Annotated in this window: 10 protein-coding genes; 5 read left to right on the plus strand and 5 right to left on the minus strand. The window is 59.4% G+C overall.

Annotated elements, in window-relative coordinates:
• Positions 1-233 precede the first annotated feature (233 nt).
• The 4 genes from DW123_RS07485 (at position 234) to DW123_RS07500 (ending at position 4,525) form a co-directional block, all read left to right on the plus strand.
• Entirely contained in the window at positions 234-971 is a 738-nt protein-coding gene (locus tag DW123_RS07485; RefSeq protein WP_118273252.1) for a DUF4428 domain-containing protein, read from the plus strand.
• 24 nt (positions 972-995) lie between these two features.
• Positions 996-2,318, plus strand: a complete 1,323-nt coding sequence (locus tag DW123_RS07490) for a hypothetical protein (protein WP_118273253.1) — start codon at positions 996-998, stop codon at positions 2,316-2,318.
• A gap of 48 nt (positions 2,319-2,366) precedes the next feature.
• Complete coding sequence (locus tag DW123_RS07495) at positions 2,367-3,605, plus strand: SPFH domain-containing protein (protein ID WP_117793912.1); 1,239 nt, start codon at positions 2,367-2,369, stop codon at positions 3,603-3,605.
• Between the two features lie 80 nt (positions 3,606-3,685).
• A complete protein-coding gene (locus DW123_RS07500; RefSeq protein ID WP_118273254.1) occupies positions 3,686-4,525 on the plus strand; it encodes a hypothetical protein in 840 nt (279 codons plus the stop codon).
• Between the two features lie 193 nt (positions 4,526-4,718).
• Here DW123_RS07500 and DW123_RS07505 read toward each other — a convergent pair whose 3' ends face one another.
• The 5 genes from DW123_RS07505 to DW123_RS07525 all read right to left on the minus strand — a co-directional run bounded on the left by DW123_RS07505 (position 4,719) and on the right by DW123_RS07525 (position 11,921).
• On the minus strand, positions 4,719-5,342 hold the full coding sequence (locus tag DW123_RS07505; protein WP_118273255.1) for a response regulator transcription factor: 624 nt from the start codon (positions 5,340-5,342) through the stop codon (positions 4,719-4,721).
• The gene (locus DW123_RS07510) at positions 5,339-6,832 is read right to left on the minus strand and encodes a sensor histidine kinase (RefSeq protein WP_118273256.1); all 1,494 of its coding nucleotides are present in this window, start codon (positions 6,830-6,832) and stop codon (positions 5,339-5,341) included. The genes DW123_RS07505 and DW123_RS07510 overlap by 4 nt, the downstream gene beginning before the upstream one ends.
• A gap of 2 nt (positions 6,833-6,834) precedes the next feature.
• Positions 6,835-8,718, minus strand: a complete 1,884-nt coding sequence (locus DW123_RS07515; protein WP_117742941.1) for a histidine kinase N-terminal 7TM domain-containing protein — start codon at positions 8,716-8,718, stop codon at positions 6,835-6,837.
• A 368-nt stretch (positions 8,719-9,086) separates the two neighbouring features.
• A complete protein-coding gene (locus DW123_RS07520) occupies positions 9,087-10,355 on the minus strand; it encodes an ATP-binding protein (protein WP_233540154.1) in 1,269 nt (422 codons plus the stop codon).
• Between the two features lie 135 nt (positions 10,356-10,490).
• On the minus strand, positions 10,491-11,921 hold the full coding sequence (locus tag DW123_RS07525; RefSeq protein ID WP_118273257.1) for a 6-phospho-beta-glucosidase: 1,431 nt from the start codon (positions 11,919-11,921) through the stop codon (positions 10,491-10,493).
• A gap of 327 nt (positions 11,922-12,248) precedes the next feature.
• Here DW123_RS07525 and DW123_RS07530 point away from each other — a divergent pair, with 327 nt between their 5' ends.
• Positions 12,249-13,355, plus strand: coding sequence for an ATP-binding protein (locus tag DW123_RS07530; protein WP_118273258.1), 1,107 nt, complete (start codon positions 12,249-12,251; stop codon positions 13,353-13,355).
• Positions 13,356-13,443: the final 88 nt, after the last annotated feature.

Genomic DNA, 13,443 nt, shown 5'->3' on the forward strand with positions numbered 1-13,443 from the left:
GCCCCCCACAAGGAGTGTCCCCAGGTGCCGGCAGAAAGGAACGTCCCCAAGTGCCACCCTTTGGCAAAGAGTGTCCCCGGCGACTAGTCGTTTAAGAACGTCCCCGATGACTGCCCAAAATGGGCCATGTGTCCCAGTTGTGGAGACTTCTTGAGCCGCCTGGGTATCGTGAAAAGCCGCGCACTCACCCATCATCAAAAGTGACACACGCTACCAGTTGATGGGAGGCAGCCATGGGCTTCTTTGACAAGATGTTCGAGAAGAAAGAATGCGCGATTTGCGGTACCGAGCTGGGTCTTTTGGGAAAGACCAAGATCAACGAAGGCTACCTGTGCAAAGAGTGCGCCGGCAGGCTCTCCCCCTTCTTTAGCGGCTGGCGCTCCAGCACCGCAGACGACATCCGCGAGCAGCTCGCCTACCGCGAGGCCAATGCCGAACGCCTGGCGTCGTTCAACCCCACGCGCACGCTTTCTGCCGGACGCACCAACATCATGCTCGACGAGGACGCGGGCCAGCTGATCATTACCTCGCAGAGCCGCTGGCGCGACGCCAACCCCGACATCATCGAGTTCTCGCAGGTACTCGGCTGCGACATGGACATCGACGAGCATCGCACCGAGGTCTATCGCGAGACCAAGGACGGCGAGCGCAAGAGCTACGACCCGCCGCGCTACGACCTGGATTACGACTTTAACCTGACCATCCACGTCAACACGCCGTACTTTACCGAGATCGGCCTGCGCGTGAACGACTCCACCATCGAGCAGCGCGGATCCGTTGAGTACCGCGAGGCCAAGCGCCAGGCAACCGAAGTCCGCGACGCGCTGGTGCAGCTGCGCCAGGAGACGCGCGATAGCGTCGCGGCCGCCAAGGCTCCCAAGACTGCAGTCACCTGTCCCTTCTGTGGTGCAACCACGATTCCCGATGCCAGTGGGCGCTGCGAATACTGCGGCGGCGCCATCGGCGCATAGTCCCCGGCGCAGAAAGGACCGATCATGGCCTTCGAGAGCGTCAACTATCAGTGCCCTGCGTGTGGCGGCCCCCTTCACTTTGCCAGCGCCGAGCAAAAGCTCGTCTGCGACTACTGCGATTCGCGCTTTGAAGTCGAAGAGGTCGAGGCTCTCTATCGCGAGCGCCAGGGCAAGGCGGATGCCAAAGCCGACGCCGCGGCCACGGCGTCCAAGCCCGCTGTCGACGCCGCGGTACAGGAGCTTGCCCAAAACGCCGGCTATATCTGCTCGTCGTGCGGCGCCGAGCTGGTCTCGGACGGCACGGTCGCCGTTACCACCTGTCCCTACTGCGGCAACTCCGCCGTGGCACCCGGCCAGCTCTCGGGAGACTTCTCCCCCGACCTGGTGATTCCGTTTAAGCTCGAGCGCGACGACGCGCTGGCGGCGCTCAAGGAGCATTACAAGGGCAAGATCTTGCTACCCAAGAGCTTTGTCACCGGCAACCACATCGACGAGGTTCAAGGCGTCTACGTGCCGTTTTGGCTCTACGGCGCCCGCGTGGACGGCGAAGTGCGCTTTGATGCGACCAATGAGACCGTGCGCGAGGAATCCGACCGCACGGTGACGACCATCGACCACTACGACGCATACCGCAAGGGCAATATCTCGTTTGAGCGCGTGCCCGTTGACGGATCGACCAAGATGCCCGACGGCCATATGGATGCCATCGAGCCGTTTGATTACGAGGCTCTGCGTCCGTTCTCGGTCGCCTACATGCCCGGTTACATCGCCAACCGCTACGACGAGGATTGCGAGGCCTGTAAGGCGCGCGCCGAGCGCCGTATGGAAGAAAGCACGGTCTCGGCCCTGCGTGAGACTGTCGTCGACGAATATGACGACGCCACGGTCGAAAGCAAGCAGCTCGATTACACCTGGGAAGACAGTGACTACGCTCTGTTCCCCGTCTGGATGCTTTCCACCTCATGGAACGGCAAGCGCTACCTGTTTGCCATGAACGGCCAGACCGGCCGCATGGTCGGCGAGCTTCCCTGCTCCAAGCCCAAGCTCGCTGTTGCCTCGGTGCTGTTCTTTGTGATTGGATTTATCCTCTCCCAGATTCTCTTTATGGGTGAGAACGCCTTCGATCCGAATTACCTCACCTTTGACATCGAAGGCATCCTCATCAACATCATCGCGCCGCTGATCATCGTGATTATCGGAGACGTGCTACTGGTAGGCCAGCTCAAGACGGCCAACGAGGCCACCCACGCCGACGAGTACTGCGGCGAGCTCGACCTGACCGAGAAGCACGACACCTTCAGCCACACCGAGACCACCGTTGTCATGAAAGACGACAAGGACGACTAAGCAATCCAACCAATACCACCCGGCCTTTGACGAGAAAGGAAGATCACCATGGGACTCTTGAAAGCTGGATTGGGAGCTGCCGGCGGCGTCATGGCCGACCAGTGGAAGGAATTTATCTACTGCGAATCGATGCCTGCTGACGTCTTGGCCTGCAAGGGCAGCAAACGTACCGGTGGCCGCAGCTCCAACACGCGCGGCGAGGACAACGTCATCTCCAACGGCTCGGTCATCGCCGTCAACGACGGCCAGGGCATGCTCGTGGTGCAAAACGGCAAGATCATCGAAGTCGCGCTGGAGCCCGGTGAGTTCGTCTTCGACACCGGCAGCGAGCCGAGCGTCTTTAGCGGCAACCTGGGCGATTCCATCAAGGAGACCTTCGCCAATATCGGCAGCCGCTTTACCTTTGGCGGCGACGCGGGCAAGGACCAGCGCGTCTACTTCATCAACACCAAGGAGATCATCGGCAACAAGTACGGCACCGCCTCGCCCGTACCCTTCCGCGTGGTCGACAACAACATTGGCCTGGACGTCGACATCTCCGTGCGCTGCAACGGCGAGTATTCGTACCGCATCACCAACCCGCTGCTGTTCTACACCAACGTATGCGGCAACGTGACCGATAGTTACACGCGCGACAAGATCGACAGCCAGCTTAAGTCCGAGCTGCTCACCGCCTTGCAGCCCGCCTTTGCCAAGATCTCGGAGATGGGCATCCGCTACAGCGCCATCCCCGGCCACACCACCGAGCTCGCCCGCGCGCTCAACGAGGTTCTCTCTGCCGACTGGCGTGACCTGCGCGGCGTCGAGATCGTGAGCTTTGGCGTTAACTCCATCGCCGCCTCGCAAGAAGACGAGCAGATGATCAAGGATCTGCAGAAGGCAGCGGTCATGCGCGACCCCACCATGGCGGCCGCCAACATCGCCAGCGCCCAGAGCGACGCGATGCGTGCCGCGGCGGCCAACCCCAACGGCGCGATGGCAGGCTTTATGGGCATGGGCATGGCAGGTGGCATGGGCGGCATGAACGCCAGCCAGCTGTTCGCCGCCGGCCAGGCGCAGCAGCAGACCGCCCCGCAGCCGGCTCCGGCACCCGCTCCCGCACCGGCTCCCGCCGCACCTGCGGCCGGCACGTGGACCTGCAGCTGCGGCGCCACCAACACCGGCAAGTTCTGCTCCGAGTGCGGCAGTCCCGCACCCGCCCCGGCGCCGGCCAAGTGGTTCTGCCCCAACTGCGGTAGCGAAAACGGCGGCAAGTTCTGCAGCAACTGCGGAACGCCTAGGCCCTAACCCCTTTATCTGGTAATTGGCGGGGGATCCGCCACCCCCGCATTTGCTTCTATGGGTTTTCACACAAGAAGGAGGACACTATGAAGACAACGTTCAAAAAGTCCGCACTCGCATTTCTGACATGCGTCTTGGCGCTCGTCTTTGCCCTCACGGGCTGCAGCGGCGGCAAAGACCCCAAGGCCAACTTTGTCGGCAGCTGGAAGCTCTCGGGTGGAACCACGGAGGGCGAAGAGCTGACCGATGAGTATATGGATATGTTCGAGGAATGGGGCATCAGCTGCATCTTGGTCCTGGACGAAGACGGCACGGGCAGCCTCGATTTGTTCTCCGAAGTTTCCGACCTAAAGTGGGAGGCCAAGGACGCTACCACCGCGAGTATCACCGTCGACAAGGAGACGACCGACGTGAAGCTCGAGGACGGCAAGCTTGTCCTTGAGGACGGCGAGGACAAGCTCATCTTTAGCAAGTCCGATAAGGACCTGTCCGGTACCGTGAAGAAGGATCGCGAGGCCGCCGAGAAGGAAGAGGAAGTCGAGGAGGCCGTCGAAGACGGCGATGTCCAGCGCGTCGAAATCTACCCCGCCGTCACTGTCGCCGATGACGACCTGTGCACCATCACCATCACCGAGAAGTTCCAGGACGACTGGGGCGACATCGGCTTTGTCGTCAACATCGTCAACAAGAGCGACAAGGACCTGACCTTCTACGCCCCCACCGGCAAGACAAACGTCAACGGCACCATGAAGGAAGCCTGGTTCTCGGCCCACCTGATGCCCGGCACCAACGCCACCGAAGAGTTCACCTTCTCGAACGGCACGCTTGACAGCTTCGACAGCCTAGTCAACACGACCATCGGCATCGACGCCTACCTGACCGATTCCTACGAGGACGTCGCTTCCTACAGCGCAACCATCGCGTAGCGACAGACATCGACAGCCGCGGATTGGCGGACAAACCCGCGCGCGTACCAGACGGGGCCGCAGGAAATGATCCTGCGGCCCCGTCGCTTTGCGTCGCAACGATCTGCCCACGCAAACAGGCCGCCCGCCGATTCCAGGTGCGATGCGGCGGGCGGCCTGCTTTTTAGCGTCGAAGCGCGGTCGAGAGCATCGATTATGGACGCTCCATATTGGGGACGATGCTGCCCTCGGTCACCGCATGCACGGCCAGGCGCATGATATTGTCGTAGCCGGTCTTGCTCAGAATCTCCGAGATGCGGCGCTTGACGGTGCCCTCGCTCATAAACAGCTCGCCCGCAATCTCGCGACGGCTCTTGCCCTCGCAGGCAAGGCGCAAAATCGACAGCTCAACATCATCGAGGGCCGCCGTGCCCGAGAAAATGCTCTCGGGCGGTTTGGGAAACGTGCAGTAGCCCGCCAGCGTGGAGCGCATCACGCCAAACAGCTCGTCGATACCGACATTCTTGTACACAAAGCTATCGACGCCCGCCTCGCGCGCCTGATCGACAAAGGTGATCTCGGGCATACCCGTCATAATGATGACACGGCACTCGGGCAGTTCCTCTTTAATACGCGCTGCCGCCACGATGCCATTGGAATCGTGCTCGGTGCACACGTCCATCAGTATCATGTCCGGGCGCTCCTTGAGCACGACATCGAGGGCTTCGGAAGCATCGGCTATCGCGGCGACAACGGTCATATCGGACTGGTCGCCAACGGAGCGTGCGAGACTCTCGCGCAAGATGGCCTGGTCTTCGACGATGAGCACGCGGATCATGAGCTTCTCCTTTGGACCGTGGCGTTGGAGTGCAGCGGAATGGATACCGCAAGCGTAAAGGGCGGGGCGGGGCGGACTTCCAAGCTGCCGCCCAGATCTTGCGCGACACGCCTCATACCTGGGATACCCGTTCCTTCGCGATACGATACGGGGACTGGGGACCCGTCGTTAGAAATAGTCATGTGCGCGACGGCACCAGCATCCGTCCCCTCCTGCCACAGGCGCACGCGGACCTGATGTGCCTGCGCATGCTTGGTAGCATTGGTCGAGGCTTCGCGGATAATCTGCAAGAATGCTGCGGCGACACGTGCATCCTGGGGCAGTGCACCCTCGACATCGATCTGCACGCTCACCAGGCCGAAGGCGTGGACGATATCGCCCAGCTGCTCCGAAGGCTCGCCGGCACCGCCACGGCGCAGATCGGCGGCGATTGAGCGCAGCAACGGGTCAATCTGCTCGAGCGACTCGTCGTCCAAACGCCCCTCCTCCAGATAGCGATGGAGGATAGACAGGCGCTGGCCGATCACATCGTGAACGCGGGCACGCATGCGCAGATAAGCCGCGTTGTCGGCAACTTTTTTGACTTCTTCGATCTGAGCCTGGAGCTCTTTGCCCGCAAGCGCAAGCAGGTGGTTGGCCTGCGCCAGGCGGTCATGCGCATGCGCATACTCTGTCACATCCAGACCGATTATGCGCTCGAACGAACGGCCCGAGACCATAACGTCATCGCACACAAACAGGCGAATCTCGGCGGGAGAAACCTCGACCACAACGCGCGCCTCACCAAAGCGGTCTAAATTGATGCGCACGCGGCTCTGGCTGCTTTCGGGCATTTGCATACTGAGTTTGCGCAGGTCGTTCCATGTACCGCTCATATCGCCTAGGTCGGTGGGCATATGAAGCTCCACCAGGTTTTTGCGCATGCAGCGGTTCATGAGCAGCGGATGGCCCCTCGGGTCTAGATACAGAATGCCCACGGGAATCACGTTGATAGTTTCAATCGTCGAGAACGCGGTGATGTCCTCCTGGCGGTTACGGACGTCCATCAAAAGCGCCGCGATGGAGCGGAACAGGAAGAACGCTCCCTCTGCGATAAGGACAACGGCCCACGCCGAGCCCATGGCAAAAACCACCGGCGGTGTAACGGCGACAACAAGCAGCAGCTCGGCCAGCATGACAGGGCGACGATAGTGCACCATAAGGACCACGCCATAGGCAAAGATCGCGGCATTGAGCCACAGCACTCCGCCCATTGCCCTGGCGCAAACGTCAAGCGGCGCCACCAGATACGAGCCAGACGACGCGAATAAGATGAGCGCCGAAATCATCAGGTGAAGCACAAGGCTCGCCTCGTAGGCGCAAATCACCTTGCGGTTATAGGACGAGCGCCGCGACGCGATGAGCGGAACGTGAATGGTCTGCAGGCATGCCGCTAGGGCAAAGACGACGTCGAGCGCGACAATCTGAGGAAGGATAAGCGGAATCTGCATGGTCACTCACCCGTCCGCGGCATCAAGACGATCATGCGCAGCTGACCGGGCTCGCCCTCAAGACGATACGCCACGTTTCGCCCCTGCAGCGCGACCTCGAGCTCGTGGGCGGCGGGTGTTCGCGAAAGATCGTCCTCATCGTTGGAAAAGAGCGTGGCGCGCAGCTCGACACTGCACGAGTCGTGGTCGCCCAAGTGATACATAAGCGCCGGATGATCGGTGGTGTAGGCAAAAAACGCAAAGTCGTACACGCAGTCGTACAGCGCGCTTACCGTACTGGCGTGCAGTGGGCGGCGTATGGCGACAATCGAGGCGCAGTCGACATCGATGGCGCGCAGATCGCTTGCGAGCTCGTTGGCAATCAGCTGAATACGGTCGCGGTCAAAGCCGCTCTCCTCGTGTTGCGCCAACGTGAGCGACCCTTTGCGCTTGCAATAGGCAACGAGCATTTTGGCGCACTGCAGCATGCGGTAACGCTCATGCGAGGATGCCTCGTCGGTAAGCGGAGGCAGCGAGCTCAGCAGGCTGTACATCTCATCGAGCGCGCGGGCAAGCGCCCGGTCCACATCTTGAACCAGCAGCGCCTCGGCCTCCTGGTCTGCCAAATGCGCCTTAAGGTCATAGTCGGCCGCGAGCAGTTCGTTTTGACGTTGCAGTTCCATACGCCGATACGCCAGCTCGCGATTGAGCTCGTTGAGTTCCGAGACCTCCTGGGCAAGGAGAGCCGACCCGCCCAGCAGCGGAAAAGCTCGATACATCACATCGGGGGCAGACGCCACGGTAAAGGCGTGGGCACGCCCGTACTCCTGCGCACGAAGCTCTTCGCGCACATCTGGCGTGATTGGTCCCGACATCGGCGTGGCATATGCCACCTGCAAGTCGCGCGTCAGAACCTTGAGATCGAGCGGCAGGGTATCGAAGATGCCGGCGATATCGTGATACGACGGGATAACGCCACAATCGAGGCAAATCTCGAGTGTTACCACGCACAGCACGCAATAGACCAGCGAAAAGTTGAGTTTCCACGCCCAGGGCACACGCAGGGCATACGAAGCGGCAAAGAACGCGCCGCCCAGCAACACGAGTGCTGCCGTGCCTGAAAAGCGCTGGATTCTATAAGACGAGGACCGTCCCACCAGGACAAAAAAGGCAACGACGTTAAAAGCCGTCCACGCCAGAAAGACAAAGTAACCCCAGCCATACGTGTAGTCGTTGCTCCAGGTTTCGCTTGCGCGGTCAAAGTGGAATATCTGCCGGTGCCAATCGTTGGTGAGCACAAACGCGATAAGCAGGGCGGCCGTAATCCACAAGGCCGTGCGGTAGCGGCGGCCCGCGCGATGTTGCTCCACGCCCACGAGGCGCATGCCGCATAGCTGAAAGAGCAGCGGGATGAGCGTCATGGGCACGTAGTACAGGTACCAAAGCAGCGTGGCGTAGCTTGGCGTGAATGATTTGTACTTAAAGATGACCTCAATCATCCACAGGGCGCAGATGGCAGCGATGGCAACAAGGCGGCGGCGCAACACATAGTCCAGGCAGCGCAGGTAAGCGAGAACGCCCCAGATTGAAAACGTGACTGCGGCGACAAGTAGCGGAAAGGAGCTCGTATGAGCGAGCTCGTCCGCGACCTCTTTGGACACCTCACCATAGACGGGCACGGTGTTGGAAAGCTTGGGGTCCGAGGCGAACAGCGCCGGCAAGACCGCTAAAAGCATAAGGAACAGCGCGGTGATGGCGCCGGCGATAGCAAAGACGCGGCGGCGGTATACACGATGCGATATGCCAACAAGGAATCGCGGCATGGCAAAGAGCTTGCCGCCCCTGGGATCCGCCGCGGGTGCGGATCGGGCGGCCGCGTGACCGATATGTCGCTCGCGGGTACCCATAGTGCCTTTAGTGTACCGACAGATGGGCCCAAAAATCGGGCCGCATGTCCCAAAATCCGCAGACGGCAAGGCGCGCAAGGAGTGTCCCTGACGACTAGTCGTTTAAGAACGTCCCCAATGACTACCTCTCAGGAGTGTCCCCAGGTGCCGACAGAAAAGGAACGTCCCCAAGTGCCAACTCAAACAGTACATGTTTAATCTGTTTCGTTAATTGAAATGCGTAAATATGGTTAACCAAAGAATTGATATTTGGTTAATTGGTAACTGTAAATTCGGTTAAACGCGCTGGTAAACAATGGTGATAATTAGGCAAGTAGTCATTGGGGACGTTCTTAAACGACCAGTCAAACAAGAACGTCCCCCAATGACTAATCGACAGCGAGGGTCTCCTCTAGGTATTCCTTAAAATACGGAAGGTCAAAGCCAACCCTTCCTCGGCCGCGCTCACCAATAATCCCTTGCTCAATCAGGCGAGCGCGGTATTGCGACGCATAATTGCTCTTTACGCCCATTCGCTCTGCAACGTCCGCAATCTTGCTCTCGCCCCCGTCTGCAAGCATTGCCTCCAAGAACGCTTTATCGCCTTCGGACAGTTCGTAATACGTCGGCGCCAACACGCGCTGCTCCATGTCAGAACGCGCAAGCGCAATGCCCCTTGCAGCATCTTGGACGGTTATCTCTTCTGCCTGAGGCCGTATATCCCAAGAGCGGAAACCGACGAGCTGCATAAGAAACGGAAAACCGCCGATGGCATCTACCATCTTCTGAAGGCCGTCAGCACTCACGCGCCTGCCACCGCCCTCGATGGTCTCCTTCAATGCAACGGCAATTTCCTTGTCGCTAATATTCCCCAAGTGGTGCTGAACTGATCGACGCAAAAATGAAACGGACTGGTTGCGCAGCAGCATTGACACCTGATGCGGCAGCCCCGCCATCAGCACTCCCACACGTCGGCCTTCGCGCACAAACATCTGGTACGTAGAGGCAAAACTAATCATTTCATCGAACGAAGCCGACACCTCATCGATCGTGAACAGCAAACCGATGTCATATTTGTCCAAAGCTTTTATAAGGCGAGTCATCCGCGTGCGCCAGTTTGCCGAAGGTGCCTGCTCCGGCTCCCATTCCACGCTAAATAGCTGGCCCACACTCAAACCTCTGAGCCTAGGATTTAAGCCGCTATCGATATATTCAGCCGCAACTTCACGCGTTTGCTCGTAAATGTCTTCCAACATTCCAGGAGCAGCAGCCACGCCGACCGAAATCCAACCATGCCTTTGCGCCTCGGAGCTAAGGTATGAGAGCAGGGCCGTTTTACCTGTTCCTCGTGCGCCAACATAGATTGTTGCCAAGTTGGGATCGCCGGGTCCGCGGTCGAGCGCTCGCACAACATCATTAATAAGATACGTGCGGCCGGCCATAATTGGCGGGACGATGCCAAATGTCGGCGTAAACGGATTAATGGGCACATCCATGGAACACTCCCCCGTCAGCTCTATCCTGCTTTCACTAGTTTTGCAAGTTTTAACTTCTTTTGCAAGTTTTAACTTCTTTTGCTTTCTTTCACTTCTTTTAACAAAGCGCCCGGCGGGCATAAACTGCTCGCCGGGCGCCTTGGTTAGGAAGCTATAAAGCATAACTTTCGAAATGCGGCGGTCAGGTCCACCTCCTAAGGGCCTGAGGTGCTCAAGATTGGGAGCGACAAGCCCGACGAAGCGTACTTTAGGTACGCGAGGAGGGTTGGAGCCCCAAGGTTGAGTGCCTCAGTGCCCTTAGGCCAGGTCTTCGCCGTTGGTGGCGATTACCTTCTTATACCAATCAAAGCTCTTCTTCTTGGAACGCTTGAGGGTGCCGTTGCCCGCGTCGTCGCGGTCGACGTAGATAAAGCCGTAGCGCTTGGACATTTCGCCGGTGCCGGCAGAGACGAGGTCGATCGGGCCCCAGGTGGTGTAGCCCAAAAGGTCCACGCCGTCCTCGGTCACGGCATCGCGCATGGCGGCGATATGCTGGCGCAGGTAGTCGATACGGTAGTCGTCGTTGATGGAGCCATCCTCCTCGACAACATCCTTGGCGCCCAGGCCGTTCTCGACCACAAACAGCGGCTTCTGATAACGGTCGTACAGGTCGTTGAGGGTAATGCGGAAGCCCAGCGGATCGATGGCCCAGCCCCACTGGCTCTCCTGCAGATAGGGATTCTTGGCGCCGGCGAAGGCGTTGCCCTTGGTCTTCTCGACATCGGGGTTGTCGGCACCGGCAGAGCAGCGGGTGCTGTAGTAGCTAAAGCTGATGAAGTCGACGGTGTTTTCGGCCAGGATCTCGCGGTCCTCGTCAGTCATGCCGACGTCGATGCCCAGACGCTCGAGCTTCTTGACGGCATAGGCCGGGTAGTAGCCGCGGCTCTGGACGTCGACAAAGAAGTAGTTGTTCTGGTTGTCGAGCTGCGCCTGACGCACGTCGCCCGGACGGCAGCTGTAGGGATAGTAGGTGCCCGCGGCGAGCATGCAGCCGATCTTGACCTCGGGGTCGATCTCGTGGGCAATCTTGGTTGCCCAGGCGCTGGCGACGAGCTCGTTGTGGGCGGCCAGGTACTCGACGGCCTCCTTGTTCTCGCCCTCCTCAAAAACCAGGCCGGCACCCATAAACGGCAAGTGCAGGATCATGTTGATCTCGTTGAAGGTGAGCCAGTACTTCACCAGACCCTTGTAGCGGGTGAAGATCGTGGTCGCGAGGTTCTTGTAGAAGTCGATGAGCTTGCGGTTGCGCCAGCCGCCGTACTCCTTGATGAGGTGGATCGGGCAGTCGAAGTGCGTGATGGTCACGAGCGGCTCGATGCCGTGCGCTTGGCACTCGCGGAACACGTCCTCGTAGAAGGCCAGGCCGGCCTCGTTGGGCTCGACCTCGTCACCGTTGGGGAAGATACGGGTCCAGGCCAGGCTCATGCGGAAGGTCTTAAAGCCCATCTCGGCAAAGAGGGCAATGTCCTCCTTGTAGTGGTGGTAGAAATCGATGCCGGTCTGTGCGGGGTAGTAATAGCCGTCCTCGAAGTCGAGCATTTTGCGCTGGCCGGAGACCACCGCATAGCGCTCGGGGCCGTGCGGGGCCACGTCCACATTGGCCAGGCCGCGCCCGTCCACGTCGTAGGCACCCTCGCACTGGTTGGCAGCCGTCGCGCCGCCCCACAGGAAGTCTTTACGGAAAGCCATGCATCAATCCTTTCGCACGCTGTTTGTCGTGGTTTCAGTATCCCCGCAAGCAGCGCGCTACTCAACGGCAGCGGCGCAGGCCGACACTTCTTTTCGCGCGCAGACGCTCGGCAGCCGCCCACGTCTGACACTTTTTGATATCCGCCGGCCCAAACCGCCAACCACCACAAAGGGGACAGGCACCTTTGTGGTGGTTGGGGAAAGCCCCTAGTCGCAGGTGATGTCGAGGTTCTTGCCGACGAGGCCCACGTAGCCGCCTTCGGGTGACAGACCATTTGACTGAATAGGAAAGAAAGGAAAAAATAGGAAAAAAAGGAAAGGAGACTTATGACTGAACCCATCTTCTCCCCCTCATTTGGAAATCGCCCCTCTTATCTAGTCGGGCGCGAAACGGTAATTTCGACATTCATATCCGGCCTTGAGCAGGAGCCGGGCAATCGCGACCGAGCCATGCTCATGCTTGGTCAGCGAGGCAGTGGCAAGACAGTTCTTCTGTGGGAACTTGCCGATCGCGCACGCAAGCTCGGCTTCGTTGTCTCCACGCCTACCGTGGCCTCCGAGGATATGCTCGAGCGCATTGTTGAGAAAATCCAAGAGGCGGGCGAGCCTTACGTCAACAAACGCTGTCTTCCCAAATTCACGGGTGGCAGCCTGAGTGTTTTTGGGTTCTCGGCAGGCCTCGAGTTCACACGAGACGTGCAGGAGACCAAGAGCTTTCAGTTTAAACTCACGCAGCTTGCGCGCAAACTGACCGAGCAGGGCCATGGCATCCTCATCCTTATCGATGAGCTCCAGGCAAATTCACCCGAGATTAGGCAGCTCGTCACTGCCTATCAAGAGCTGGTCGGCGAGCGACTCAACGTCGCACTCGTCATGGCGGGCCTTCCCGGAGCCGTCTGCGCAACACTCAATGACCGCGTGCTGACGTTTCTCAACCGCGCTCGCAAGGTCACGCTCGAACCGCTTTCGGTCGGAGATGTCGACGCCTATTACCAGCGGGCTTTCGAAGAGCTCTGCCTTGATATTCCAAGCGACCTTCGTCTCCGCGCCGCTCACGCGACCCAAGGTTCGCCCTATATGCTGCAGTTGATCGGCTATAACATCGCCAATCGCTGCAAGGCTGGAGAACGCGCAGCGCAAGGGCAAATTGACGGAGCCATCGAAGCGTCGAAGGTCGATTTCGAAAACGATGTCTGCGAAACGACGCTCGCCGCGCTATCTGACCAAGACGTCGCGTTTCTCGCCGCAATGGCTGACGACGAAGACGCTGCGTCGCGTATTTCCGATGTAGCGGAGCGTATGTCGGTCACACCCGACTATGCGCAAAAGTATCGCCGGCGCCTTATTGACGCCGGCGTGATCGAACAGGCTCGCCGCGGCTACGTGCGCTTCGCCGTTCCATATATGGCTGACTACCTTCGCAGCCAGTTCTAGGCAGCCACCACAATGGGGACAGGCACCTTTGTGGTGGTTTGGGCCCGTTTTATCTCGATCTGTAACAGGTAGACCGCCAAAACCGGGC

Source organism: Collinsella sp. AM10-26, assembly GCF_003472525.1.
GTDB lineage: Bacteria > Actinomycetota > Coriobacteriia > Coriobacteriales > Coriobacteriaceae > Collinsella.